The 23,631-nt window shown below is 64.3% G+C and carries 26 protein-coding genes and 1 tRNA gene; 16 read left to right on the top strand and 11 right to left on the bottom strand.

The annotated features are described in order from the left end of the window. Positions 1–39 precede the first annotated feature (39 nt). Genes XH83_RS22035 through XH83_RS22025 form a run of 3 tightly spaced genes read right to left on the bottom strand, consistent with a single transcriptional unit; the run spans position 40 to position 1,302 of the window. A complete protein-coding gene (locus tag XH83_RS22035) occupies positions 40–249 on the bottom strand; it encodes a hypothetical protein (RefSeq protein WP_194402845.1) in 210 nt (69 codons plus the stop codon). Beyond that, complete coding sequence (locus tag XH83_RS22030) at positions 227–958, bottom strand: Fic family protein (RefSeq protein WP_194402844.1); 732 nt, start codon at positions 956–958, stop codon at positions 227–229. Before XH83_RS22030 ends, XH83_RS22035 begins: the two co-directional genes overlap by 23 nt. Then, entirely contained in the window at positions 955–1,302 is a 348-nt protein-coding gene (locus XH83_RS22025; protein WP_194402843.1) for a hypothetical protein, read from the bottom strand. Before XH83_RS22025 ends, XH83_RS22030 begins: the two co-directional genes overlap by 4 nt. A 55-nt stretch (positions 1,303–1,357) precedes the next feature. Here XH83_RS22025 and XH83_RS22020 point away from each other — a divergent pair, with 55 nt between their 5' ends. The 4 genes from XH83_RS22020 (at position 1,358) to XH83_RS22005 (ending at position 3,769) form a co-directional block, all read left to right on the top strand. Further along, on the top strand, positions 1,358–1,663 hold the full coding sequence (locus XH83_RS22020) for a hypothetical protein (protein WP_194402842.1): 306 nt from the start codon (positions 1,358–1,360) through the stop codon (positions 1,661–1,663). Between the two features lie 63 nt (positions 1,664–1,726). Beyond that, on the top strand, positions 1,727–2,179 hold the full coding sequence (locus XH83_RS22015; protein ID WP_194402841.1) for a DUF2231 domain-containing protein: 453 nt from the start codon (positions 1,727–1,729) through the stop codon (positions 2,177–2,179). Beyond that, complete coding sequence (locus XH83_RS22010; protein WP_194402840.1) at positions 2,176–3,513, top strand: sorbosone dehydrogenase family protein; 1,338 nt, start codon at positions 2,176–2,178, stop codon at positions 3,511–3,513. The genes XH83_RS22015 and XH83_RS22010 overlap by 4 nt, the downstream gene beginning before the upstream one ends. 52 nt (positions 3,514–3,565) lie before the next feature. Next, the gene (locus XH83_RS22005) at positions 3,566–3,769 is read left to right on the top strand and encodes a hypothetical protein (RefSeq protein ID WP_194402839.1); all 204 of its coding nucleotides are present in this window, start codon (positions 3,566–3,568) and stop codon (positions 3,767–3,769) included. 3 nt (positions 3,770–3,772) lie between these two features. Here XH83_RS22005 and XH83_RS22000 read toward each other — a convergent pair whose 3' ends face one another. Further along, positions 3,773–4,708, bottom strand: a complete 936-nt coding sequence (locus tag XH83_RS22000) for a sugar kinase (RefSeq protein ID WP_194402838.1) — start codon at positions 4,706–4,708, stop codon at positions 3,773–3,775. After that, complete coding sequence (locus XH83_RS21995) at positions 4,692–5,738, bottom strand: SPFH domain-containing protein (RefSeq protein ID WP_194402837.1); 1,047 nt, start codon at positions 5,736–5,738, stop codon at positions 4,692–4,694. The genes XH83_RS22000 and XH83_RS21995 overlap by 17 nt, the downstream gene beginning before the upstream one ends. A gap of 102 nt (positions 5,739–5,840) precedes the next feature. Here XH83_RS21995 and XH83_RS21990 point away from each other — a divergent pair, with 102 nt between their 5' ends. The 7 genes from XH83_RS21990 to XH83_RS21960 all read left to right on the top strand — a co-directional run bounded on the left by XH83_RS21990 (position 5,841) and on the right by XH83_RS21960 (position 12,817). Continuing rightward, positions 5,841–6,605: an NUDIX domain-containing protein gene (locus XH83_RS21990; RefSeq protein WP_194402836.1), complete on the top strand. Its 765-nt coding sequence runs from the start codon at positions 5,841–5,843 to the stop codon at positions 6,603–6,605. Positions 6,606–6,870: 265 nt separating this feature from the next. Further along, complete coding sequence (locus XH83_RS21985; protein ID WP_194402835.1) at positions 6,871–8,268, top strand: MFS transporter; 1,398 nt, start codon at positions 6,871–6,873, stop codon at positions 8,266–8,268. 119 nt (positions 8,269–8,387) lie between these two features. Next, on the top strand, positions 8,388–9,215 hold the full coding sequence (locus XH83_RS21980) for a 3-keto-5-aminohexanoate cleavage protein (protein ID WP_194402834.1): 828 nt from the start codon (positions 8,388–8,390) through the stop codon (positions 9,213–9,215). A 136-nt stretch (positions 9,216–9,351) separates the two neighbouring features. After that, positions 9,352–10,551, top strand: a complete 1,200-nt coding sequence (locus XH83_RS21975) for an MFS transporter (protein WP_194402833.1) — start codon at positions 9,352–9,354, stop codon at positions 10,549–10,551. A 165-nt stretch (positions 10,552–10,716) separates the two neighbouring features. Continuing rightward, positions 10,717–11,946, top strand: coding sequence for a CaiB/BaiF CoA-transferase family protein (locus tag XH83_RS21970; RefSeq protein ID WP_194402832.1), 1,230 nt, complete (start codon positions 10,717–10,719; stop codon positions 11,944–11,946). A gap of 164 nt (positions 11,947–12,110) precedes the next feature. Further along, positions 12,111–12,326, top strand: a complete 216-nt coding sequence (locus XH83_RS21965; RefSeq protein WP_194402831.1) for a hypothetical protein — start codon at positions 12,111–12,113, stop codon at positions 12,324–12,326. Positions 12,327–12,424: 98 nt separating this feature from the next. Further along, positions 12,425–12,817 (top strand): RidA family protein, encoded by a 393-nt coding sequence (locus tag XH83_RS21960; protein ID WP_194402830.1) that lies wholly within the window; start codon positions 12,425–12,427, stop codon positions 12,815–12,817. Positions 12,818–12,819: 2 nt separating this feature from the next. On the opposite strand, the gene XH83_RS21955 is transcribed toward XH83_RS21960, so the two are convergent. Beyond that, on the bottom strand, positions 12,820–13,482 hold the full coding sequence (locus tag XH83_RS21955) for a TetR/AcrR family transcriptional regulator (RefSeq protein WP_194402829.1): 663 nt from the start codon (positions 13,480–13,482) through the stop codon (positions 12,820–12,822). Positions 13,483–13,795: 313 nt separating this feature from the next. On the opposite strand from XH83_RS21955, the gene XH83_RS21950 reads away from it, so the two are divergent. Together XH83_RS21950 and XH83_RS21945 are read left to right on the top strand one after the other, a co-directional pair. Beyond that, positions 13,796–15,031: an acyl-CoA dehydrogenase family protein gene (locus XH83_RS21950; RefSeq protein WP_194402828.1), complete on the top strand. Its 1,236-nt coding sequence runs from the start codon at positions 13,796–13,798 to the stop codon at positions 15,029–15,031. A gap of 149 nt (positions 15,032–15,180) precedes the next feature. Further along, a complete protein-coding gene (locus XH83_RS21945; RefSeq protein WP_194402827.1) occupies positions 15,181–16,239 on the top strand; it encodes a phosphotransferase family protein in 1,059 nt (352 codons plus the stop codon). Between the two features lie 118 nt (positions 16,240–16,357). Here XH83_RS21945 and argE read toward each other — a convergent pair whose 3' ends face one another. From argE to XH83_RS21930, 3 genes are all read right to left on the bottom strand, one after another. Further along, the gene (argE, locus tag XH83_RS21940; RefSeq protein ID WP_194402826.1) at positions 16,358–17,530 is read right to left on the bottom strand and encodes an acetylornithine deacetylase; all 1,173 of its coding nucleotides are present in this window, start codon (positions 17,528–17,530) and stop codon (positions 16,358–16,360) included. Positions 17,531–17,657: 127 nt separating this feature from the next. Beyond that, positions 17,658–17,840: a hypothetical protein gene (locus XH83_RS21935; RefSeq protein WP_194402825.1), complete on the bottom strand. Its 183-nt coding sequence runs from the start codon at positions 17,838–17,840 to the stop codon at positions 17,658–17,660. Between the two features lie 674 nt (positions 17,841–18,514). Further along, on the bottom strand, positions 18,515–19,300 hold the full coding sequence (locus XH83_RS21930; RefSeq protein WP_194402824.1) for an SDR family NAD(P)-dependent oxidoreductase: 786 nt from the start codon (positions 19,298–19,300) through the stop codon (positions 18,515–18,517). 134 nt (positions 19,301–19,434) lie between these two features. Here XH83_RS21930 and XH83_RS21925 point away from each other — a divergent pair, with 134 nt between their 5' ends. Together XH83_RS21925 and XH83_RS21920 are read left to right on the top strand one after the other, a co-directional pair. Further along, positions 19,435–20,133, top strand: a complete 699-nt coding sequence (locus XH83_RS21925; RefSeq protein ID WP_194402823.1) for a histidine phosphatase family protein — start codon at positions 19,435–19,437, stop codon at positions 20,131–20,133. Positions 20,134–20,214: 81 nt separating this feature from the next. Then, on the top strand, positions 20,215–20,982 hold the full coding sequence (locus XH83_RS21920) for an SDR family NAD(P)-dependent oxidoreductase (RefSeq protein ID WP_097658708.1): 768 nt from the start codon (positions 20,215–20,217) through the stop codon (positions 20,980–20,982). A 191-nt stretch (positions 20,983–21,173) separates the two neighbouring features. Here the strand turns inward: XH83_RS21920 and XH83_RS21915 are convergent, their stop codons facing one another. After that, positions 21,174–22,409, bottom strand: a complete 1,236-nt coding sequence (locus tag XH83_RS21915; RefSeq protein ID WP_194402822.1) for a serine hydrolase — start codon at positions 22,407–22,409, stop codon at positions 21,174–21,176. Between the two features lie 151 nt (positions 22,410–22,560). Between XH83_RS21915 and XH83_RS21910 the strand changes: the two genes are divergently transcribed. Then, positions 22,561–22,636 (top strand) — tRNA-Trp (locus XH83_RS21910). Between the two features lie 113 nt (positions 22,637–22,749). Here XH83_RS21910 and XH83_RS21905 read toward each other — a convergent pair. Beyond that, positions 22,750–23,511: a glycosyltransferase family 2 protein gene (locus XH83_RS21905; RefSeq protein WP_194402821.1), complete on the bottom strand. Its 762-nt coding sequence runs from the start codon at positions 23,509–23,511 to the stop codon at positions 22,750–22,752. Between the last annotated feature and the right edge of the window lie 120 nt (positions 23,512–23,631).

Here is a 23,631-nt window from a genome sequence, read left to right as displayed (position 1 = left end):
GCAGCCGCCATTCTGACAACGAGTAATTCTGTAGTGATCTCAATGAGCCAAAAACACTGAAAATGTCAGAATGACCTTTGAAAACACTGCGGTATTTCGAGACTTCCAAGCTGAATACGAGGGTTCGATTCCCTTCACCCGCTCCAGCCATTCCCTAAGAGGGTGATGGTCGGCGATCTGGTTGAGCCGTGCGAAGTATCCTTCGTTGGCTTCAGGATTCCTCTTATCAAGCGCCTTTGCTTTGCTCATCGCGCTTGAGCCGTTGCTGCTCGTATTCTGCTTGGACAGCCGGATCGTCGTTGCTCCCGCGAACGGTGTCCGTCTCGCCCCTGCCGCCATCGAGTCCCTTGGCAGCGTTGATGTGCTCTTTGAGATCGCTAACAGCCGGGCGGATGTAAGGCTCGAGATATGTGTCGAGGATGCCCTTGCCGGGATCGTCGAGTTCCCTGGTGAGCGCTTGCAGGTATTCGGTCTTATCGGTCGCAGCCCAGTCGATGCTGAAGCCGGCGCGTTGCGCCAGTATGGAGTAGACGACCATGATCGTGCGGCCATTGCCGTCGAGGAACGGATGGCCGTGGGCCAAATAGCCCATGACTTCGCCCGGCTTCTCGCGCATGGTTTTGGGATCGTTGCCCAGTTTCAGCGCATGGTCGATTGCCTTCTGAATAGACTTCGGATGGGCGAACAAAACGCCGTCCCGGCTCACGGCGATATCCGGTGCCGTCGTGGCGCGATCCTGACCAGCCCACGGGTACATGGCCTCGAACAACGTCTTGTGGGTACTGAGCACGTCCGCGTAGGTGAGCGCCTGCTTTTTCTGAAGCGCCGTGAATGCTTCATCGATGCCGGTCGTGAAGGAAGCATGTTCGAGCCTCTTTACGATCGCTGGATCTTTCTCTTGAGCAAGGTTGCGTAGATATCCGTGCGCTTCGAAGTCGCCGAACGGATCGAAGGTCACGGCCTGACTTCACGCAAATAGGCAGCCTGCAGCTGGATCATTTCCGGGCGCGTAATTCGTTCGGCTCGCACTAACCCGATGAGCAACAATTCGATCTCGTCCAACTCGACGGGATCCCCGGCCAGGCGCGAGATATGATGTGCCAAGCGGTCGTTTGGGCCCTCGGAATAGGACACGTGGAACGTCCGGGCGAGTGCCCGGATGTGCTCTGCGGTCGAGGAGGCGGTTACCTTATCCACATCAATAATATAGCACTTTTGGGCTGGGATTCCAGCGTGCCGATTCGCGATGGTGACCTCTTCACCCGCTACAACCATCAACGCAGCAGGCCTGATCCAGGTCAATGTCCCGCGCGCCGGATGGTCTATCCATCGGTCGCAACTTCGGGACGACCACGACATGACCGACAAGCCGATCGACTGGACGCCAGACCTTTCTCTGCCGACCTCCAAATCCACCGTCCAGCACTTCATCGCAAATGCCGGCGGCGACCGCCTGGAGATTGACACCACGCCCTGGGGCGAGGCCGATCTCACCGTCAACGGCCGGTCGATCGCGCACATCGCGACGGCACCGAGCGCCGGGGACGCATTTCGGGTGCTCGAGACGATCGCGGAAGATCTCGAAGCCGGCAAGGATTCGCGCCTGGATCAGGTGATCGAGGATGATGAGGTCCGGCAACGGCTGGGCCTGCCGCGCAGCTAGGAACCATCACCCCGCGCACGAGTTGGCCGGTCGGGCAGGACCGAAACTCACACGAGGCCGACCGTGCAGCAAGACGTGCGCGTGCGCACCACCGCGCAGATCGCGGGTCATCCCATTCATCCAATGCTCGTGCCGATCCCGATCGCGTGCTTCGTCGGCGCGCTCCTGACCGACATCGCCTATGTCGCCAGCGCCGAGATCATGTGGGCGGATTTTTCCGCATGGCTTCTGCTCGTCGGCGTCGTCTTCGGCGTGCTGGCGGCGATCGCGGGCCTGACCGATTTCCTCGGCAACCGCCTGGTGCGGGCGCAGACGCCGGCCTGGCCGCATCTGATCGGAAACGCGCTGGCGCTGATCCTCGCCATCGTCAACGCACTGATCCACACCCGCGATGCCTGGACCTCGGTGTGGCCGACGGGGCTCGTTCTGTCGGTGCTCACCGTCCTGATCCTGCCCATCACCGGCTGGCTCGGCTGGGCCCTGGTCTACCGCCACGGCGTAGGAGTTGCGCGATGAGATCGAAGCTTGCCCGCGCGCTGCTGTGCTCCTCGCTGCTGCTCCTGGCTGGTTGCGATGACGGCAGCGGCGATCCCAAGGCGCAAATCGGCGCCAACCCTAAGCTGCCCGACATCCAGCAATACCTGCTGCCGCCCATGCACATCGCGCGCATCGTCGGCTGGAAGAAGGACGAGACGCCTTCCGTGGCGGAGGGCTTGCAGATCAAGGCCTTCGCGACCGGCCTGCAGCATCCGCGTTTCCTCTATGTACTGCCCAATGGTGACGTGCTGGTGGCGGAATCCAAGGCGCCGAAGGGGGCCGGGATCAAGCGACCCAAGGAGATCGTCATGGGATATATCGAGTCCTGGGCGACCTCGGGCGGCAACGACACCGGGCCGGGCAACCGCATCACACTGCTGCGCGACAGCAATGGCGACGGCGTGCCGGATACGCAAAGCGTCTTCCTCGAGCAGCTCAACTCGCCGTTCGGGATCGCGCTGGTCGGCAACGAGCTTTATGTCGCCAATGCCGATGCGATCGTCAGATATCCCTATAAGGAAGGCGACACCAAGATCACCGCGCCGGGCACGGTGCTGACGCCGCTGCCGGGCGGGCCGATCAACCATCACTGGACCAAGAGCCTGGTCGCCAGCCCCGACGGCTCGAAACTCTATGCCGGCGTCGGCTCCAACAGCAACATCACCGAGAACGGCATGGAGGCCGAGCACAATCGCGCCGCCATCCTCGAGGTCGACCGTGCCAGCGGGCGCTGGCGTATCTTCGCAAGCGGTCTGCGCAATCCGAACGGGCTCAGCTTCGAGCCGCAGACCGGCGCGCTGTGGACGGTCGTGAACGAGCGCGACGAGCTCGGTCCCGATCTCGTCCCCGACTACATGACCTCGGTGAAGGACGGCGGCTTCTATGGCTGGCCCTACAGCTATTACGGCCAGCACGTCGATCCCCGCGTCAAGCCGCAGCGGCCGGATCTCGTCGCCAAGGCGATCGCGCCCGATTACGCCCTGAGCTCGCATGTCGCACCGCTCGGGATGGCCTTCAACACCGGCTCCGCTCTGCCGGCGGCCTATCGCGGCGGCGCCTTCGTCGGCGAGCACGGCAGCTGGAACAGGCAGGTGCTGAACGGCTACAAGGTAGTGTTCGTGCCGTTCACGGACGGCAAGCCGAGTGGACCGGCGCAGGACGTGGTGACCGGCTTCCTCAACAGCGACAACAAGGCACGCGGCAGGCCCGTCGGCGTTGCCATCGACAAATCAGGCGCGCTGCTGGTCGCCGACGACAGCGGCAACACGGTGTGGCGCGTCACCGCCGCGCATCCGCAACTGACGCAACGTTAGACGCGCGGGCGCGTTATCCGGCAGATGGATTCTGAAACCCAGGAGTTGGACAATGGGCCTCGCTCAATATGCCATCGTGCCGGTGCAGGACGAATGGGGCGTGCTGCACGACGGCGACGTCAGGAGCAAATATGCCACCAAGGAGGCTGCCTTTGAATCGGCGGTCGCGGCCGCATCCCTCGCGCTTCGTGAGGGGCATGAGGTCCATGTCAGCGTGCCCGGCCGCGAAGCCGGCGAGAATGCGCTGGGCAGTTAGCCATCACACGATCAATCGGCCGCGCCGCCCGGCAATTCCGATTGCAACCTCGGCGCCGGCATTGAAATCGAGGCGGTCGGGTTCGACGCCGTCACTGAAGATCACGCCGTTTTCCGGCATCAAGGAACGGATGCGCAATTGCTCTGCGGGAGCGAGCCGGCCGCAGACGAGATTGGTCTTGGAATGGCGGCTGGGGAAGGGCTCGCGTACCGCGAAGCGCAGCTCGGCCGCGTCCCAGGGCAGCGCCTCGTAGCCGCTGAGCAGGGGAGGCTGGCCAAAGCTGCCGGCAATGGCAAGCGAGCCGGTGACGATGCTCTTGAACCAGGCGGTCGATCCGAGCCCGGTGGAAACAATCAGGCCGCTGGAAGACTGCCGCTCCATGGCACCGCCGGCCGTGAGCTCGTAGATCGCCGAGACATGCGTACGGGCGCCGATGAAGAGGTCGTTGACGGCGTAGAGCACCTGGCCGTCACCGAGCCGTGCTTCCGCCATCGTCACGGCCTGGCTGCCGCGCTTGTCGGCGGCCACCTCCGGCAGGAGCTTCGCGAGGTCGCGCGGCGCGAAAGGAAGCAGAATGCCGTCGTGGCGCGCGGGGTCGGGGTTGAGCCCGATCAGCGGATGGTCGTTGAGATATTTCATCGTGTTGGCGACGAGGCCGTCCTGGCCGAGCGCGGCCACGATGTCGTCGGGCCCGAAGATGAAATTCGGCAGGAAGCTGCGATCGATGATCTGATAGCGCCCCCATTGCTCCAGCACCTGCAGCGTGGTGCGATGCTGCGCCCGATAGACTTCGTGCTCCCGCTCATAGTCGGAGAAGTCGGCGCCGAGATGCTCAACATAGAAGCGCGCCTGCGCCGCCGTCAGGTGGCGCGCGATCAGGTCCTCCAGCCTGGTCTTGCGCGTCACCAGCACGACCTTGCGGTCATTGGCGGCGGGCATTGGCGGCCTCCATCGGCTGCGGCTTCTCCATCAACTGGCTGAGCAGGTCCGGAGAGACGTTGAGCTGGCCGATCTTCTCGGCCTTCTCGGCGATGCCGGAGAAGGCTTGCGCGATCAGCTGACCCGGTTGCATGCCGGCGGCGGCGAGCGCCTGGATCACGCGGGTGTCGACACCCTCGAAGATCTTCATCAAGGCACCGACGCGATAGGCTTCGGCGTCGGCCAGCGTCCTGGTGTTCTCGGCGTTGAGGCCGACGAAATCCTTGCGCTTGCCTTCCAGCACGATATCCGCCGCCATGCCGGCCTCGCGCAGCTCGTTGCGCTTGGCGGCCACGCTCGCCTCGGCGTCCATCTGGGTCTCGCGGATCGACCGCTTCTTCTGCTCGACCGCGATCTCGGTGTCGAGTTCGCTCTCGCGGATGGCGCGCTCCTGCTCGACGGCGAAGTTGCGCCGGGCGAAGATGGCCTCATCCGCGGTCTTGAGGATCGCTTCGCGGGCCTGCGCCTCGAGTGCCTTCGCGGTGTCCGGTGTCGGCTTGATGCCGCGAACCGACACGCCGAGGATTTCGAGCCCGAGGGAGGCGATATCGGCGCGCTGCCTCAATCCGCCCGCGATGATGTCGGCGATGCGGTCGGACGCCTGCAACGCGTCCCTCAGCGTCAGTTCCTTCACCGCTTGCTGGGCGAGGACCTCGACTGTGCCGAGGATGCGTTCCGGCAGCTTTTCCGGATCGTCGCTCTCATAGGTCTTGCCGTCCGCCTTCAGGGTGAAGTCGAGCATCGAGGCCGCCTTCGTCGGGTCGCTGATGCGATGAGTCACCTGACCCTGGACGGTCAGCGTCTGGAAGTCGCGCGCGGTCTGCTCGAAGATGAAGGAGGCGTCGCGGCTGCCGATCGGCACGGCGACCAGCATGGTCGCCGGCGCGTAATACAGCGTGGAAAGACCGGGGCCCTCGGCGACGATAGCACCGCCGCGGTACTTCATCAGATAGGTGGTAGGCTGAGCCTTGATGTATCTGACGCCGAACATGGCCTGTCTCCGGTGAGCGTTATAAGTGTGTCTGAGCAACTAAGTAAGTTGGACTGTACAACTAACTATGCTAGTGTCAAGTCCTGGCAGCGGAGTTTGGCGATGGCAGGCGAGGCGCTCGGCAAGGGTCTTGGCAAGGATTTTGGCAAAGGCGTTGGCAAGGACCTTGGAAAGGCGCGGCAATTGGACTTTCCGCGTCCCCTGACGACGGTGGACGTCGTGATCTTCGCGATCCTGGATGACAGTCTTCAGGTGTTGCTGGTGCAGCGACCGGCGGACGAGGGCGAGCCGTTTCCGTCGGCCTGGGCCTTGCCGGGCGGCTTCGTCGATGTCGCCAAGGACAGCGACCTCGCGGCCTGCGCGGCCCGGAAGCTGAGGGAGAAGGCCGGGGTCACCAGCCCCTATCTCGAGCAGCTCGGAAGCTGGGGGAGCGCGACGCGCGATCCGCGCGGCTGGTCGGCGACGCACGCCTATTTCGCGCTGATCCCGGAGGCGGCAGGCGTGCTTGCGCCGGATGCGCGCTGGTTTCCAATTCGCGGGGGCAGGCTCAAGGACAAGCTTGCCTTCGATCACGGCGAGATCCTGGTAACCGCAATCCAGCGCCTGCGCAACAAGGTGGAATACACCTCGCTTCCGGCCTATCTGATGCCGGCGGAATTCACCCTTCCGGATCTGCAGCGGGTCTACGAGATCGTGCTCGATCGCCCGCTCGAGAAGAGCGCCTTCCGGACCCGCATCCTGTCAGCCGACATGATCGAGCCGGTGGCCAGGATGAGGCGCGGCGCCAACCGCCCGGCGCAGCTCTATCGCCTGAAGAAGGATAGCGAGCCTGTGTATTTCGTGCGGACGTTCAATCCGCCGGAATGATCTCGCGGCGACATGCCGGGCTGCCATTCGGCGAGCGCGACCGCGGCGCGGGGCAGCGCTCCGACCTAGATAACATCATGTTAGGTTTATCGCATAACAGGGTAATTGTGTTACCCGGGCGATAGCCTATTGTCGCAACCAATCAGACATCCATCGGCAGTGACAAGCGCTCGCGAAAGTCCCGCGGAGCGCCGGGAGAATGCTGCCCAATTTCCAGTGAAGCCCGCCAACGGGACATCAGCAAACCCGGGAGGAAATCTTCGAGATGACAACAGCTCGCGCGACCCACGATATGAGTCAGTCCAGGAAGGCTGCTGCCAGCGGCTGGATCGGATCAGCCCTCGAATATTATGACTTCTTCATCTACGCGACCGCGGCGTCGCTGATCTTCCCGCAAATCTTCTTCCCGTCGGACAATCCCACCGTCGCGATCGTCGCGTCGCTGGCGACTTATGGCGTCGGTTACGTGGCCCGGCCGATCGGTGCCTTCGTGTTAGGTCATTGGGGCGACACACATGGCCGCAAGACGGTGCTCATCGTCTGCATGTTCCTGATGGGTATCTCGACCATGGCCGTTGGTCTTCTGCCCACCTATCAGCAAGTCGGCATGCTGGCGCCGATCCTCCTCGTCATCCTGCGCCTGGTGCAGGGATTTGCCGTCGCCGGTGAAATCTCCGGCGCGAGCTCGATGATCCTGGAGCACGCGCCGTTTGGCCGGCGCGGCTTCTATGCAAGCTTCGCGCTTCAGGGGGTGCAGGCAGGACAGATTCTCGCAGCAGCCGTCTTCCTGCCGCTGGCCGCCTATATGCCCACCGATGCCTTCAACAGCTGGGGTTGGCGGATTCCCTTCCTGCTCAGCTTCTTCGTCATCGTCGCTGGCTATGTCATTCGCCGCGAAGTCGATGAGACCCCTGCCTTTGCCCGCGAGGGCGAGCGGGGCGAAACGCCGCGCGCGCCCATCGTCCAGGCCATCAAGCTGAGCTGGCGGGACATGCTGAGGGTCATCTGCATGGCACTGATGAACGTCATTCCGGTGGTGGCGACCATCTTCGGCGCAGCCTACGCGGTGCAGCCGGCCTATGGCATCGGCTTCGCCAAGGACGTCTATCTCTGGATCCCGGTGCTCGGAAACATGTTGGCCGTGTTCGTCATTCCCTTCGTCGGCCATCTCTCCGACAAGGTCGGTCGCAAGCCTCCGATCATCGTGGGCGCGTTGCTCTCGGGCCTGCTTGCCATCGGCTATCTCTACGCCATCAGCATCAGGAACGTGCCGCTTGCGATCACGCTCTCGCTGCTGATGTGGGGCGTCGTCTATCAGGGCTACAACGCGATCTTCCCGAGCTTCTATCCGGAGCTGTTTCCGACGCGCACGCGGGTGTCGGCGATGGCGATCTCGCAGAACATCGGGACCACCATCACCGCGTTGCTTCCGGCCCTGTTCGCCACCGTGGCGCCTCCCGGCTCGGCCAATATCCCCTTGACGGTGGGCGCGATCGCCTTCGGCATCACGGTGATCGCCGCGCTGGCGGCGGTCTCGGCGCGGGAAACCTATCGGATCAGCATCGACGATCTCGGCAATCCCAAGGCCGTTCCGATGCCGCGGGCGGACTATGAGCGGCAGCGCGCGGAAGCGGCGAGCGGTGCGGCCGCAATTCCGACCTGATGGCGAAGTGACGAGGCAGCCGCTGCGAGCCATGATGTTTGCAGCGGCAGGGCTTCATGCGCTACTTAACGATCTATTCGACTTTGTGCGCGCGAGCGCGATCATCATGAGGTCCAGGGATGAACCCCGTCGTCGTTGCTGTTGCCATCACCGGCTCCGTTCCGCGCAAGAAGGACAATCCGGCGGTGCCCATCCTGCCGTCCGAGCAGGTCGAATCGACGCACCAAGCCTTCGAGGCCGGGGCCACGCTTGCCCACATCCATGTTCGCAACGACGACGAGACGCCGTCCTCGGATCCCGAGCGTTTTGCCCTGGTGCAGGAGGGGATCAGGAAGCATTGTCCTGGCATGATCGTCCAGTTTTCGACTGGCGGGCGCGGCCGCGATCCTTCGGCACGTGGATCCTCGCTTTACCTCAAGCCGGACATGGCATCGCTATCCACCGGCTCGGTGAACTTTCCGACGATCGTCTACGAGAACAGCGCCGCTCTGGTCGAGACTCTCGCGACCGGCATGAAGGCGAATGGCGTCTTGCCGGAGATCGAGATCTTCGACCTGTCGCATCTGCATGGTGCGCGCCGCCTGATCGAGGCGGGGCTGATCGATCCGCGTCCGCATGTGCAGTTCGTCATGGGCGTCAAGAACGCGATGCCGGCGGATGAGCATGTCCTCGACATTCTCCTCCAGGAGCTGAAGCGGCTGATTCCGAAAGCGACATGGACCGCGGCCGGGATCGGACGTCATCAGGCCGAGGTCATGGGCTGGGCGCTGGCACTGGGCGCCGACGCGGTTCGGACCGGGCTCGAGGACAATATCAGGGTCGACAAGACGCGCCTCGCCGCCAGCAACGCCGAGCTCGTGACCATCGCTTGTGAGGCCGTCACGCGCCACGGCCGGCGCGTCGCAACCGCGGCCGAGGCGCGATCCTTGCTCGGCATCGCGGCGTAAGGGACGGCGCTCCTCCGCCTGACATGCTCCCGGCTGCCTTCTGCCATTCGGCGGCCGGCGTTCCCGCGTCCTGACTCTCGGGCTAAGAGAGGTGTCACGGGCGCGATCGCGCCTGCCGGGCAGGCGAACGTTTGGAATGCGTTTCTTGAAATCTGACAGCAGGCTGATCGGCGTCCTGCTGGTGCTCGCCATCACGCAGCTGATCGGATGGGGCACGATCGGGCTTCCTGCCATCGTCGGGCGCGATCTCGCCGCCGATCTCGGCATGAGCCTGCCGGCGGTTTTCGCCGGGACATCCGTTCTCTATGTCGCGATGGGCCTGTGCGCGCCCTGGCTCGCCAAATCGTTCGCACGGCATGGCGCGCGGATCGTCATGATGGTCGGCACGGTCGTCACCGCACCGGGCTTCGTGCTGCTGTCCCTCGCGCGCGAGCCGATGCTCTATTTCGCCGCCTGGATCGTGCTCGGCGTTGCCGGCAGCGCCACGCTGTCGACCGGCGCCTATATCATGCTGAACGAGATCGCTGGGCGGCAGGCCAAGAATGCGATCGGCGCCCTGATGCTGGTGACGGGCCTGTCCAGCAGCATCTTCTGGCCGACGACCTCGTTCCTGAGCGGTCACCTCGGCTGGCGCGGGACGTGCCTCGTCTATGCCGCGATGATGCTCGTCGTCAGCCTGCCGCTCTACGCACTCGCACCGCGCCGGAAGGTCGTGGGGGATGGTGCCGGCGAGCCGGTCAAGTCGTCGCTGCCGTCCGCGATTCCCAGGAGCACCTTCGGCCTCGTCGTCGCCGCGATCACGCTGAACGCCTTCGTCAATTTCGGCATCAGTGCCATCATGATCGAATTGTTGCGGACGGAAGGGCTGGCGCCGGCGCAGGCACTTCTGTTCGGCTCGATGCTGGGCGTGATCCAGGTCAGCGCCCGCGGGCTGGATCTTCTCGGTGGCGGGCGGTGGGACGGGATCACGACCGGGCTCGTGGCCGGCGCGGCGCTGCCAATGGCCATGCTGCTCTTGATGCTGAGCGAGGGCGCGACCTGGGCGGTCGCGGCCTTCATCCTGCTCTACGGCGCCGGCAGCGGCGCGATGGCCGTGGCGCGGGCCACCATTCCCCTCGTGTTCTACGACCAGGCCGAGTTCGCCAAGGCGATGTCGATGATCGCGCTGCCGCTCAATCTGGCGTCCGCGATCTCGCCGCCGCTCCTCGTCGGCCTGCTGACCGAATTCGGCAGCCGCGGCGCGCTCGGTCTCACGCTGGTATTCTCCTGCGCGACGGTGCTGATCCTGGTGCTGCTCGCACGGCGCCGGCCGCGGGTGGTTGCGGCCATAACCTGAGCCAATATCGTGGCGCGGAAAGTGCTGATGGAATGCTCCCGTACCCGGCATGAGATAGCCGTATGCCGCCAGTGCAGGGCTCAGCGCGCCAAAATGGTGTATCCGCAAGGGATACGGCCGCTTCGAGCCGCCGCACCAAGATCCAGTTCCCCGGAGGAAGCTTACATGTCGGCCCTGCCGCTCTCAGGCATCAAGATCCTTGACCTCACGCGCGTCCTTGCCGGGCCCCTGTCGGCCCAGATGCTGGGCGATCTCGGTGCGGAGGTGATCAAGATCGAGCGGCCGGGCACCGGCGACGACGCGCGCGCTTTCGGGCCGCCCTACCTGACCGACCCGGAAGGAAAGGCCAACAACAACAATTCCTTCTACCTCTGCGCCAACCGCAACAAGAAGTCGGTGACCGTCAACATCGCCAAGCCCGAAGGGCAGGCGATCATCCGCGAGCTCGCCAAAGACGTCGACGTCTTCATGGAGAATTACAAGGTCGGCGATCTCAAGCGCTACGGCCTCGACTACGAGACCATCAAGGCGATCAACCCCGGCATCATCTATTGCTCGGTGACCGGCTTCGGCCAGACCGGACCTTACGCGCCGCGCGCCGGCTATGACGCCATCCTGCAGGCGATGGGCGGGCTGATGAGCGTCACCGGCCACATGGACGGCGAGCCGGGCGAGGGCCCGATGAAGGTCGGCCCCTCCATCGTCGACTACATGACCGGCATGAACACCTCGATCGGCATTCTCTCCGCGCTCTATCACCGTGACGCCAATGACGGGCAGGGCCAGCACATCGACGTCTGCCTGTTCGACACCGTGATCGCGTCGCTGTCACACTGGCTGCAGATCTACCTCGTCAACGGCAAGACCCCGCCGCGCCGCGGCACCTGGGGCAATGGCGGCATGCCGGCCGGCGTGTTCCGCTGCACCGACGGCGAATTGATGCTGGTGGTCGGCAATGACGGCCAGTTCCGAAAGACCTGCGCCGTGCTCGGCGAGCCGGAGCTCGCGAACGATCCGCGCTTCGTCAAGAACAACGACCGTGTCGTGCACGGCAAGGAGATCATGGCGATCTTCGCCGGCCTGTTCCTGAAGCAGCCGGTGGCCTACTGGCTGGAGAAGCTGGAGGAGGCCGGCGTGCCCTCGGGTCCCATCAACAATTTCGAGCAGGTGTTTTCCGATCCGCACGTGCAGTCGCGCGGCATGCGGGTCAAGACGCAGCACAAGTTCGAGCCCGAGCTCTCCCTGATCCGCAACGCGCTGACCCTCTCGGGCACCCCCATCACCGAATACCGCGCCCCGCCGCTGCTCGGCGAGCACACGCAGGAAGTGCTGGGCGGCAAGCTCGGCTATGATGCCGGGAAGATCGAGGAATTGAAAAAGCAGGGGATCATCTAGCGCTTTTCTCCCCTTCTCCCGTAACGCGAAAAGGGGAGCGACGCTCGGCCTTGCCTGAGGCTTGCGGGCCATCCCCAGATAAGTCCGGTCCGTAGTCGCACAGGCTTCCGCTTTGCGCGCGACTCTGATTCGATCTCTCCACTTGAGTTCGGGGAGGGAATAGAATGTCCTACACGATCGGGTTCCAGGCGAAGAACCAGAAGTCCATTCTAGCGACCGAGGCGGCCACCGCCAATCAGGCCGTCGCCATCGTCGCCGCGCTGCGGCAGAGTGCCGACGAGATCAAGTTCATCCGCTCGCCGCAGGAAGGCGAGATGGGTATCGAGATGCTGCTGCTGCTCGCCAAGGAAGAGGCCGAGGAGATGCCGCAGCGGGCCTGACACCGCCGCTCCACCACACTTCGATCGGAAGCGAAGCATGTCGGCTGACGAATAGTGTAGTCAGCCGTCACTCTCGCTCGAATCGAAGGTGGCCGGCCATGAAACGCGAAGCGCTCCGTGTCGAGCCGATCTCGACCTTTCTCGATCGCGTGAAAGCGCCGACCTCGCCGGTGACGCGCGCCGGAAACATGATCTTCGTCGCCGGCCTGCCGCCGTTCGACCCCGAGACAGGCGAGATCGGCGGGATGGCCATCGAGCGGCAGAGCGAGATCATCATGGAGCAGATGAAGCTGTGCCTCGCGGCGGCCGGTGCCTCGCTCGACAACGTCATGAAGTGCAACGTCTACTGCACCTCGACCAGACACTTCGCCGCGTTCAACGCGGTCTATGCCCGCTATTTCCCTGATGATCCGCCGGCGCGGATCTTCGTCTGCACGCCGGAATGGTTCGGCCCGTTCGACGTCGAGATCGACTGCATCGCGATGATGTAAGGTCAGCGCGCCGCGACCTTCGCCGCCGGCTTCGTCTCCGCCTTGCCCGCCGTCAGCGCCGTTGTTGCCACGCTGACCACGCGCGCGACGACATCCTCGACGTCGTCGAGGTCGCATTTTCCTTCCGACAGTTTTGTCAGCCGCTCGCTCTCGCGGATGGTGTGGTGCGCCATCGCGAGCGCGAAGTTGAGGCCCCAGTAGATGTCGACGTCGCTGCGGTCGGGCAGGGCGCGGCGCATGGCGCCTGCGAATTTCCGCAAATGGTCGATCTCGCGGTTCTTGATGCGGCGGATCGGCGGCACGGATTCGATCGAGGCGCGGATCATGAAGCGCGCCGCGGTCGAGCGCTGGTTCTCAGGCCCGAGGCAGCCGCGCAGCGTCGGCCCGACGAGGGCGCGCAGGATCACCTCGATCGGCGCGCGGCCGCCGCCTTGCTCTTCCGCCGCCTTCAATTCGCGCAGGCGCTCCCGGTTGGTGGCGATCGAGCGCGTGACGAATAATTCCGCGATCAGCTCGTCCTTCGAGCCGAAATGATAGTTGACTGCGGCGAGGTTCACGCCCGCCTCGGCGACGATGTCGCGTAGCGTCACGTCGCTGAAGCCGCGATCGGCATAGAGCCGTTCGGCGGCGGTCAGAATGGCAGACCTCGTATGATCGCTGGCCATGGCTCTTTTCCCGTCATTCCGGGGACGACGCGAAGCGCCGAGCCGGAATCTCGCGCCACATTTCGAGATTCCGGGTTGAGCCCTGCGGGCGGCCCTGGAATGACGTCGTGGGCGAGGGAGTTGCAATTCAAACAGTTGTATGAAACTATCGTTTGAAGGTCGGAGATGTCAATCCGCATTCGAGACTCGTTCGCAATTCGCGGCCGGCTCGGAAAGCCTCGCAAGGCGCGCGAAGTCTCGCTTGCGGGCTGCGCAATGCGGGAGGACAGTCCGGCACAAAACAGGTTTGCAAAAGAGAGACGAGGAGCGTCCCATGGATTTCGATCTGTCCCCCAAGCAGAAGGAATGGCTCGACCGCGTGCGGTCCTTCATGGCCAAGCACGTGCGCCCGGCGGTGCCGATCTACGACCAGCAGGATCACGCCGGCGAGCGCTGGAAGGTGATTCCGATCCTGGAGGACCTCAAGAAGAAGGCGAAGGCCGAAGGCCTCTGGAACATGTTCATGCCGCCGAGCGAGCATGAGGACGACGAATTCCGCGGCGCGGGACTGACCAATCTGGAATACGCGCTGCTGTCGGAAGAGATGGGCCGCATCACCTGGGCCTCGGAAGTGTTCAACTGTTCCGCGCCCGACACCGGCAACATGGAAGTGTTCATCCGCTACGGCACCAAGGAGCAGAAGCGCAAATGGCTGCGCCCGCTGATGGACGGCGAGATCCGCTCGGCCTTCCTGATGACGGAACCGGCGGTCGCCTCGTCCGACGCCACCAACATCGAGACGCGTATCGAGAAGGACGGTGACCATTACGTCATCAACGGCCGCAAATGGTGGTCGTCCGGCGTCGGCGACCCCCGTTGCAAGATCGCGATCCTGATGGGCAAGACCGATTTCAAGGCGGCCAAGCACCAGCAGCAGTCGCAGATCCTGGTTCCGCTCGACACGCCAGGCATCAAGGTCGAGAAGATGCTCCCCGTGTTCGGCTTCGACGACGCCCCGCACGGCCACGCCCAGGTGCTGCTCGACAACGTCCGGGTCCCGAAGGAGAACATCCTGCTCGGCGAAGGCCGCGGCTTCGAGATCGCGCAGGGCCGCCTCGGCCCGGGCCGTATCCATCACTGCATGCGCACCATCGGCAAGGCCGAGGAGGCGCTGGAGAAGATGGTGAAGCGGCTCACCTCGCGCACCGCCTTCGGCAAGAAGATCGTCGAGCACTCGGTATGGGAGCAGCGCATCGGCGAAGCCCGCACCAACATTGAGATGACGCGTCTTCTGTGCCTCAAGGCCGCCGACATGATGGACAAGGTCGGCAACAAGACCGCGCAGGCCGAGATCGCGATGATCAAGGTCGCAGCCCCCAACATGGCGCTCAAGATCATCGACGAGGCGATCCAGGCCTTCGGCGGCGCCGGGGTGTCGGACGAGGCGGGTCTTGCCAAGGACTACGCCCACATCCGCACGCTCCGTCTCGCCGACGGTCCGGACGAGGTGCACAATCGCGCCATTGCCAGGCTTGAGGTTCGGAAGTATGCCAACTCTCCCAGTCATTGATTAAGAGGGAGCGCCAGGCGGCGCTCCCGACTTGAAGAAACGACAGGGCATGGTCCCATTCGCAATGACCGCTTGACGCAAGTGCGTCAGCGGTTACCGATTAGGATCATGCTCGACCTGAAAAAGGTCAGGACTGAAGAGGGAGCGTCATGGCCGACGGCGTCAGGAAAGACGAAGAGTTTTCGGGCACCAAGCCGGTCGAGGAGCGGCATCGTTTCGACGAGCTGCGCCTCGAAGCCTGGATGCGCGAGCACGTCGAAGGTTTTGAGGGGCCGCTGGTCGTGCTGCAATTCAAGGGCGGCCAGTCCAATCCGACCTATCGGCTGAACACGCCGAACCGTTCCTACGTGATGCGCAGAAAGCCGTTCGGCAAATTGCTGCCGTCGGCGCACGCGGTCGACCGCGAATACCGCGTCATTGCGGCCCTTGGAAAACAGGGCTTTCCGGTCGCGCGCGCCTATGCGCTCTGCCAGGACGATGGCGTCATTGGCGCTGCCTTCTACATCATGTCGATGGAGGAGGGGCGGGTGTTCTGGGACCCGACGCTGCCGAGCCAGGATGCCGAGTCGCGCCGCAAGATCTTCACCAGCAAGATCGAGACGCTGGCGAAGCTCCACATGTACGACCCTGTTACGATCGGCCTCGGCGAGTTCGGCAAGCCCGGCAATTATTTCGCGCGCCAGATCGACCGCTGGACCAAGCAGTATCGCGCATCCGAGACCCAGCACATTCCCGAGTTCGAGAAGGTCGCCGAATGGCTGCCGAAGACCGTACCGGAACAGGCGCGCGTCTCGATCGTGCACGGCGACTATCGCCTCGACAACATGATTTTCCACGCAACGGAACCGCGCGTGCAGGCCGTCCTCGACTGGGAGCTGTCGACGCTCGGCGATCCCATGGCCGACTTCACCTATCTCTTGATGCAGTGGATCATGCCGGGCCTCGAGGGCGCCGATCTCAAGGCGCTCAACATCCCGAGCCTGGAAGAGGCGGCGCAGATCTATTGCAATGTCACCAAGATGACAGTGCCGGATCTCAACTGGTACTTCTCCTACAATCTGTTCCGTCTCGCCGGCATCACGCAAGGCATCGCCGGCCGCGTCCGCGACGGCACCGCCGCCAACGCCAAGGCGCTGGAATCCGCCAAGCGCACCGTGCCGCTGTCGAAGGCATCGTGGGAGTACGCGCAGAAGGCGGGCGCGGTGTAGTTGAAGGCGCGGCCTGCGGCCGCGCTCTTTCTCGGCGCACGCCTCTCGTGTCCCGGACGCGCTGCAACGCGTAGCGTTGCTGCGCAGAGCCGGGACCCAGCCAGCTGCTGAACTGCGACTACCCCTTCGCGCAATGCGCGATCAGCCTCTCCACGAATCCCGCGCACTTCTCCAATTCGGCCATCTCCACGAACTCGTCTGGCGTATGCGCCTGGGAGATCGCGCCGGGGCCGATCACCACCGACGGGATGTCGGCCATGCTGGCGAACAGGCTCGCCTCGGTGCCGAAGGCGACCTTGGCGTGGTCGTTGCGGCCGGCGAGGCTCTTGGCGAGCGTGACGATGGCGGCATCGGCCGCCGTGTCGAGCGCGGGATAATCGAGGATCTCCTCGAAGTCGATGCCGCACTCCGGGCTTCTCTCCTTCATCGCCGGCTCGAGCTCGGCTTTCGCCCAGGCGACGATCGCATCGGTGACCTCGCGTGACTCGGTGATGCCGATGCCGCGGCATTCGAAATCCACCGTGCAGGTGTCGGGCACGATGTTCAGCGCCGCGCCGCCATGCACGATGCTGGTGAGCAGCGTCGAGTGCGGTACGTCGTAGAGACTGTTCGTTGCGCGCGCGGCCGCGAGCGCTACGGCGCGGCGGCGGATCTCGACGATCAGCTCGGCCGCATATTCGATCGCGTTGACGCCGTCGGGCGCGATCGACGAATGGCGGGCGAGCCCGCGAAAGGTCGCGCGCACGCCGTGCTTGCCCTTGTGGCCGATGATCACCTTCATCTCGGTCGGCTCGCCGATGAAGGCGCCGAGCGGCCGAACCTTCTTCTTGGCGACCTCGCCGAGCATCGGCCGTACGCCGACACAGCCGATCTCCTCGTCATAGGAGATCGCGAGGTGAATCGGCGTTGCAAGCTTCGCCTCCACCATCTCAGGCACCATGGCAAGGCATACCGCGACAAACCCTTTCATGTCGGTGGTGCCGCGGCCATAGAGCTTGCCGTCGCGTTCGATCAGCCTGAACGGATCGTGGCTCCAGTCCTGGCCTACGACGGGCACGACGTCGGTATGGCCCGACAGCACGAAGCCGGGGCGGCCGTCGGGGCCGATCGTGACCCACAGCGAGGCCTTTTGCCCGGTCGTGTCGACGAAGCGCTCGCTCTTGACGCCGAACGCGGCGAGGTAGTTCTCGATATGGGCGATCAGCGGCAAGTTGGTGCGGTCACTGACGGTGTCGAAGCCGACGAGATCGGCGAGGAGTTTGCGAATACGGTCGGGTCTTGAGCTTGGCATTGGCACGTTTCTTCAGAGGATGGAGGCTGAGGTTGCCTGCAGGAACCATACCAACGTGAGGCCCGACGGGGCAAATCAACATCGCACACCGTCATTCCGGGGCGATGCGCAGCATCGAGCCAGGAATTCATCGGCCCACATCACACGCTGCGAAAATGGATTCCGGGCTCGCGCCTTCGTCGCGCGCCGGAATGACGAGGGAGAACCACAATCCCTTGCGTTGCCCGTCGGGCAAAACACCCGAGCCATCGGTCAATCCGCGCTGGCAAAAATATTCCGCTTTACCGAAATTCGGGAATGGCGTATCCATCGCGGCAACCCGGCCCAAGCACAAGGGGCGTATCGCGATCGTCACGAACGCGGGCCGGGCGGCGGTGGGCGCTGATGATACCGGCGCGAAGGGCTCTTGCAGGGCGGGCAACCGTGAGCAGAGCCGTCGCGCACACGACCGGTGTGATCAGCGTACGGCAAAATCGTGTGGTCCTGGCGCCCGCAGTCTGGCGTCAAGTCTTGTGGTGAAGTGCGGCCCGACCGGGCCACACATCAGCCATCCGCAAGGCGACGGGGCAATAGTGCAACGCTCCCGAGGAGAGCGCGACATAAGCCGTTCCAACCACTGCGCAGGGAAGGCCGGGATGTCTCCGGTTGCCCTGTTCTCCGCTATGCAGCAGCACACGCAGTCTGCTTTTGGCATGGCGGTCCACGGGAGCCAACCGGCTCCCGGCCTTCCCTGCGCCCTTGTTCGATCGAGGGCAAGGCAACGAAGCAAAGCTCGGGCGAGATGCGCCGCGAGGACGCGATCCCATGTCAGTCGTCCCATGTCAGTCATTCACCACCGCTCTCGCGCCCCGGACGCAGCGCAGCGTCCCTTCGACGATGCGCTGCAGAGCAGGGGCCCAGGTGGCAGCGGGCCGTGCAGCCTGCTGGGTCCCGACTCTGCGCCGCAACGCTTGCGCGCTGCGTCGCGTCCGGGACACGGCAGGGTCAAACCGGCTTGCCCGTATACGGCATCGACGCCGTCAGCCCGCCGTCCACCGGGAATGCCTGACCGTTGACATACGACGCCTCATCGCTCGCCAAAAACAAGCCCATCGCCGCGAGTTCGTGCGGTTGGCCGGGGCGCTGAAGCGGGTTGAGCTGGCCGATCTTGCCCTGCGTGCCGCGCTCCTTGGCGCGGTCGAAGATCGGCTTGGTCATGCCGGTCTCGATCAGGCCCGGGCACACCGCGTTGATGCGCACGCCGGTGCCGGTGAGCGAATACGCCGTGGTCTGCACCAGGCTGATCACGCCCGCCTTGCTCGCCGCATACGGATGTCCGCTGGCGCCGGCCTTGAGGCCCGCGACGGATGCGGTCAGCACGATCGCGCCGGACTTCTGCTTCACCATGTGCGGCATCGCATGCTTCACGGCGAGGAACGGCCCGATCAGATTGACGCGCAACACCTCCTGCCAATGCTCCACGGTCTGCTCGCCGAGTGGGATGAGCCCGCCGGAGACGCCGGCATTGGCCCAGATCACGTCGAGCCGGCCGTGGGCCTTCACCGCCTTGTCGATGACGGCGATGACGTCAGTCTCGGAACCCGCGTCGGCGATCATGGCTTCCGCGACGCCGCCGGCCTTCTTGATCTCGTCGACGGTCTCCTTCACCGCCTCGCTGCGATCGACCGCGATGAGCTTGGCGCCCTCCCGGGTGAACAGCAGTGCGGCGGCACGACCGATGCCGCTGCCGGCGCCGGTGATGATGACGGATTTGCCTTGCAGGCGGCCCATGCGCTTCTCCCTGTGGTGCCTCGCGCGACGCTTGCCGCGCGACGGAATTTCAAACAAGATTTCAAACGGTAAAGTGTCTTGAGACACGTTCACACCTGACGTACAGCGACATCAAACGGGATGGAAGGGTTTCGATGGCGGATGCAGACAAGCCCAATGTGGTCGTCACGCGATGGTGGTGGGTCCGCCACGCGCCGGTGCGCAATGACGGCGGCAACATCTACGGACAGAGCGACATCGCCTGCGACACCAGCGACACCTATGTGTTCAACGCTGTTGCCAAGGTGCTGCCACGCAAGGCGGTGTGGTATTCGAGCAATCTGAAGCGTACGCACCAGACCGCCGAAGCGATCTGGGAGGCGGGCTTCCCGCGGCCTGCGTCGATGAAATGGGAGGCGGACCTTGCCGAACAGAATCTCGGCCGCTGGCAGGGCATGAACCGGGTCGAGTTCATCGCCAGCCGTCCCGTCGGCGCCAGCTGGTTCGCGGACATCAACGAGCCCGCGCCCGGCGGCGAAAGCTTCATGGATCTCTACAACCGCACGCGCCGCACCGTCGAACGCATCAACAACGAGGCGGCCGGGCAGGACATCATCGCGGTCGCCCATGGCGGCACCATCAAGGCGGCGCTGGGGCTCGCGCTCGACGGTCAGCCGGAGCGGGGACTGTCGTTCGACATCGACAATTGCTCCGTGACCCGGCTCGATCATTTCGCAAGTCCCGAGCGCACGGTCTGGCGGCTTCCGATGGTGAACCAGCAGCCCTGGATCGCCGATGACGCGCACGCGGCGATGCATCAGCCGGCGGGGCCGGAAGTCAAGAAGCTGGCGTAAGCCAAGCTGTCATTCCGGGGCGATGCGAAGCATCGAACCCGAAATCTCGATGTGACAAGAACATCAATCTGGGAGGAACACATGACCTTGTTCGACATGAAGGGGAAAGTCGCCGTTATCACGGGATCGACGCGCGGCATCGGGCTGGCCATTGCCGAACGCATGGCCGAGCACGGCGCCAAGGTCGTGATCTCCTCGCGCAAAGCCGACGTCTGCGAGCAGGTGGCAAAGGGCATCAACGACAAGTTCGGCAAGGGCACTGCCGTCGCGATTGCCGCCAACATCTCGTCGAAGGAGAATCTGCAAAACCTCGTCGATGAGAGCAACCGCGCTTTCGGCAAGATCGACGTGCTGGTCTGCAATGCCGCCTCGAACCCGTATTACGGTCCGCTCGCCGGCATCTCCGACGATCAGTTCAGGAAGATCCTCGACAACAACATCGTCGCCAACAACTGGCTGATCTCGATGGTGGTGCCGCAGATGATCGAGCGCAAGGACGGCTCCGTCATCATCGTCTCCTCGATCGGCGGATTGAAAGGCTCGACCATCCTCGGCGCCTACGCGATCTCGAAAGCCGCCGACATGCAGCTTGCGCGCAACCTCGCCTGCGAATACGGCAAGCACAACATCCGCGTGAACTGCATCGCGCCCGGCCTGATCAAGACCGACTTTGCCAAGGCGCTGTGGGACAATCCGGAGAACCTGAAAGCCTCGACCGCGCGCTCGCCGCTGCTGCGCATCGGCATCCCCGACGAGATCGCGGGCGCGGCGGTTTTCCTGGGATCGAAGGCCGGCGACTTCATGACCGGCCAGACCATGGTGATCGACGGCGGCGCGACGATCAGCTGAGAGTCTTAAAGCGGGAGAGGGCGACGACGTCGCTCCAACATCGGTGTCATCGCCCGCGAAGGCGGGCGATCCAGTACTCCGCGGCCGTAATTGTGTGAACGAACATCCGCCGCGGCGTACTGGATGCCCCGGTCAAGCCGGGGGCATGACAGTGAGCGTGGAGATGCAGCGTTGCGCGTAAGCGTAGAGTCTCACTCCACCGCCGCGTAGACCAGATCCCTCACCAGCGTCCGCGTGTAGTCGCGCTGGCCCGGCGCCTGGCTCATGAACACCGCGAACAAATCCTCCTTCGGGTCGATCCAGAAGAAGGTGCCGGCGATGCCGCTCCAGAAATAGTTGCCGACGCTACCGGGGAAGGGCGCGATGCCGGCCTCGCGGCGCACGGCGAAGCCGAGACCAAAACCGTGGCCGGGCGAGAGCAGGGTGCCGTTAGTCTGAACGTGCGGCCCGAGGTGATCAGACGCCATCAGCTCCAGCGTCTTGCGGCCGATGATCCTGACACCGTCGAGCGTGCCGCCGTTGCGCAGCATCAGGCAGAAGCGGGCATAGTCCATCGTGGTCGAGACCAGGCCGCCGCCGCCGGACTCCATCACCGGCTGCTCGAGCATGTTGAACAGCGCGACCTTGTCGCCGGTCCAGGGATCGGCTGCGAACGGCCCGGCGAGCCGGCCCGCATTGGCCTCGGAGGTCGAGAAGCCGGTCTCGGTCATCTGCAGCGGGGCAAGCACGCGCTCGCTCAGGAATGCGCCGAGCGACTTGCCGCTGACGATTTCGATGATGCGACCGAGGATGTCGGTGGAGCGGCTGTAGTTGAATTCCGCGCCGGGCTGGCAGACCAGCGGGAAGCTCGCCACCAGCGCGGCATGCTCGGCGTTGCTGATCTTGCGGCTGCGGACGCGGGACTCCTGATAGAGCTTGTGCACGGGGCCGTCGCCCTGGTGCTCGTAGGTCAGGCCCGAGGTGTGGCGGAGCAGGTCCTGCACGCTCATCGGCCGCGCCGGCGGCACCAGCTCCAGCTTGCCGTCCTTGACGATGCCGACCTGCTGACCGCCAAATTCCGGGATGAACTTTGCGACGGGATCGCCGAGCAGCAGGTGGCCGTCCTCGACCAGCGCCATGATTGCGACCGACACGATCGGCTTGGTCATCGAGAAGATCCGGAAGATCGAATCACGGGCCATCGAGACTGCCGCCGCCGGGCTCTGCCGGCCGAGCGCCTCGAACCAGCCGACCTGGCCGCGACGCGCCACCAGCACGGTGACCCCGGGAACGGTTCCCTTGTCGATCTCGCGCTTAAAGGCGTCCGACATGGCCTGCAGGCGCGGCCTCGACAGCCCGAGCGTCTCCGGGCGGCCCTCCGGCAGGGGCGGGGTGTGGGGCCCGATCGAGGCCTGTGGGCCGGCTGAAGCGGTCGCTGTGGCGGTCATGGGCGCTCCCAATTGTTTTTCATTGTCGGAAAGCGACTGTGGCCCAGAAACCCCAGCACAAACAAGCGAAGCCGGCGCGGTTCACCCTTGCAATCCGGCCGCCCCCTGTGCTTGAAAGCGGCCTGATCCGAAGCGGCGACGCAGGGTCTGTAGGAGTGTAGCTCAATTGGTAGAGCACCGGTCTCCAAAACCGGGGGTCGCAGGTTCGAGCCCTGCCACTCCTGCCAGCTAAATCAACGACTTAGATCAGTGCTGGGGGGATAGGGACGTCCCTGAGGCGAATCGCCATGCGCCGGCCTGCGACGCCCGCTGTCCAGTGCCAAGCCCCAAGAGGCCTTGCCTAGCGCGCCTGAACACGCTCTGCGTCGCTGGAAACCTGGCTGAGATCGACGTTCCGGATGGGAACGCGGCGCAGCAGCGAGACGATGGTGCCGCCGAGCTCGAAATAGGTGCGCAGCCGCAGGGCACGGGATGACCCCTTCAGCTCCGCGTTCAGGCTGACAGGCACCTGCACGTAGGTGAGGCCGAGCTGGAGCAGCGAGACCAACGCACAGATCTGATAACCGTAGCCGTCGGCCTTCACCGCGATCTGGCGCAGCCATTTCACGGGGTAGACGATCATGCTGTGGTAGTCGGACAGCCAGAAGCCGAACAGGTAATTCAGGATGAACCGCAGCGAATGCGACTGCAGCGAGCGGTTGACGGAGCGGTCCGACTGGTTGTCGCGATAGGTGATGACGAGGTCGGCGGCGCCCGCCGCCTTGAACATGCGGGCAACGCCTTCGTTCTGGAAGGCATGATCGCCGGGAATGAGCGTGATGGCATCGAATTTCGCGCGCGAGAGCGCGTATTCGAAGCCGGCTCCGACGCCGCGCCGCTCGGCGTTGTGTTGCACGATGATGCGCGGTTCGCCGGCCGCGAACTCGTCCATGATCGCGCCGGTGGCATCGGTGCTGCCGTCGTCGATCAGGAAAATTTCGAAGTCGTCGAGCAGCTCGCGGGCAAGCGGCAGCACCCCGCCAATGGTGTCGGCGATCTTGTCCTGCTCGTTCAGAGCAGGGATGACGATCGTAAGCCTCTTCGCTGCCCTGGAAGGTGTCATCCTATGCCGCCCGTTGCCGGCCACTCCTGACTGGTGGAACCCTGGTGCAACTGTAGGTCATCCGGGCCGAGCGAACAACAAGGCGTCCGCAGATCGGATCCGCACAACCGGCACGAAACC

Source organism: Bradyrhizobium sp. CCBAU 53351, from assembly GCF_015291745.1.
GTDB lineage: Bacteria > Pseudomonadota > Alphaproteobacteria > Rhizobiales > Xanthobacteraceae > Bradyrhizobium.
The sequence above is the reverse complement of the archived record's forward strand: the minus strand, read 5'-3'. Positions and strand labels throughout refer to the sequence as shown.

Bases quoted from the DNA above. Each gene is read 5' to 3' on its own strand.
- XH83_RS22035 (WP_194402845.1), bottom strand. From the start codon at position 249: ATGAGCAAAGCAAAGGCGCTTGATAAGAGGAATCCTGAAGCCAACGAA.
- XH83_RS22020 (WP_194402842.1), top strand. From the start codon at position 1,358: ATGACCGACAAGCCGATCGACTGGACGCCAGACCTTTCTCTGCCGACC.
- XH83_RS22010 (WP_194402840.1), top strand. From the start codon at position 2,176: ATGAGATCGAAGCTTGCCCGCGCGCTGCTGTGCTCCTCGCTGCTGCTC.
- XH83_RS22005 (WP_194402839.1), top strand. From the start codon at position 3,566: ATGGGCCTCGCTCAATATGCCATCGTGCCGGTGCAGGACGAATGGGGC.
- XH83_RS22000 (WP_194402838.1), bottom strand. From the start codon at position 4,708: ATGCCCGCCGCCAATGACCGCAAGGTCGTGCTGGTGACGCGCAAGACC.
- XH83_RS21995 (WP_194402837.1), bottom strand. From the start codon at position 5,738: ATGTTCGGCGTCAGATACATCAAGGCTCAGCCTACCACCTATCTGATG.
- XH83_RS21990 (WP_194402836.1), top strand. From the start codon at position 5,841: ATGGCAGGCGAGGCGCTCGGCAAGGGTCTTGGCAAGGATTTTGGCAAA.
- XH83_RS21985 (WP_194402835.1), top strand. From the start codon at position 6,871: ATGACAACAGCTCGCGCGACCCACGATATGAGTCAGTCCAGGAAGGCT.
- XH83_RS21980 (WP_194402834.1), top strand. From the start codon at position 8,388: ATGAACCCCGTCGTCGTTGCTGTTGCCATCACCGGCTCCGTTCCGCGC.
- XH83_RS21975 (WP_194402833.1), top strand. From the start codon at position 9,352: ATGCGTTTCTTGAAATCTGACAGCAGGCTGATCGGCGTCCTGCTGGTG.
- XH83_RS21970 (WP_194402832.1), top strand. From the start codon at position 10,717: ATGTCGGCCCTGCCGCTCTCAGGCATCAAGATCCTTGACCTCACGCGC.
- XH83_RS21965 (WP_194402831.1), top strand. From the start codon at position 12,111: ATGTCCTACACGATCGGGTTCCAGGCGAAGAACCAGAAGTCCATTCTA.
- XH83_RS21960 (WP_194402830.1), top strand. From the start codon at position 12,425: ATGAAACGCGAAGCGCTCCGTGTCGAGCCGATCTCGACCTTTCTCGAT.
- XH83_RS21955 (WP_194402829.1), bottom strand. From the start codon at position 13,482: ATGGCCAGCGATCATACGAGGTCTGCCATTCTGACCGCCGCCGAACGG.
- XH83_RS21950 (WP_194402828.1), top strand. From the start codon at position 13,796: ATGGATTTCGATCTGTCCCCCAAGCAGAAGGAATGGCTCGACCGCGTG.
- XH83_RS21945 (WP_194402827.1), top strand. From the start codon at position 15,181: ATGGCCGACGGCGTCAGGAAAGACGAAGAGTTTTCGGGCACCAAGCCG.
- argE (WP_194402826.1), bottom strand. From the start codon at position 17,530: ATGCCAAGCTCAAGACCCGACCGTATTCGCAAACTCCTCGCCGATCTC.
- XH83_RS21935 (WP_194402825.1), bottom strand. From the start codon at position 17,840: ATGGATACGCCATTCCCGAATTTCGGTAAAGCGGAATATTTTTGCCAG.
- XH83_RS21930 (WP_194402824.1), bottom strand. From the start codon at position 19,300: ATGGGCCGCCTGCAAGGCAAATCCGTCATCATCACCGGCGCCGGCAGC.
- XH83_RS21925 (WP_194402823.1), top strand. From the start codon at position 19,435: ATGGCGGATGCAGACAAGCCCAATGTGGTCGTCACGCGATGGTGGTGG.
- XH83_RS21920 (WP_097658708.1), top strand. From the start codon at position 20,215: ATGACCTTGTTCGACATGAAGGGGAAAGTCGCCGTTATCACGGGATCG.
- XH83_RS21915 (WP_194402822.1), bottom strand. From the start codon at position 22,409: ATGACCGCCACAGCGACCGCTTCAGCCGGCCCACAGGCCTCGATCGGG.
- XH83_RS21905 (WP_194402821.1), bottom strand. From the start codon at position 23,511: ATGACACCTTCCAGGGCAGCGAAGAGGCTTACGATCGTCATCCCTGCT.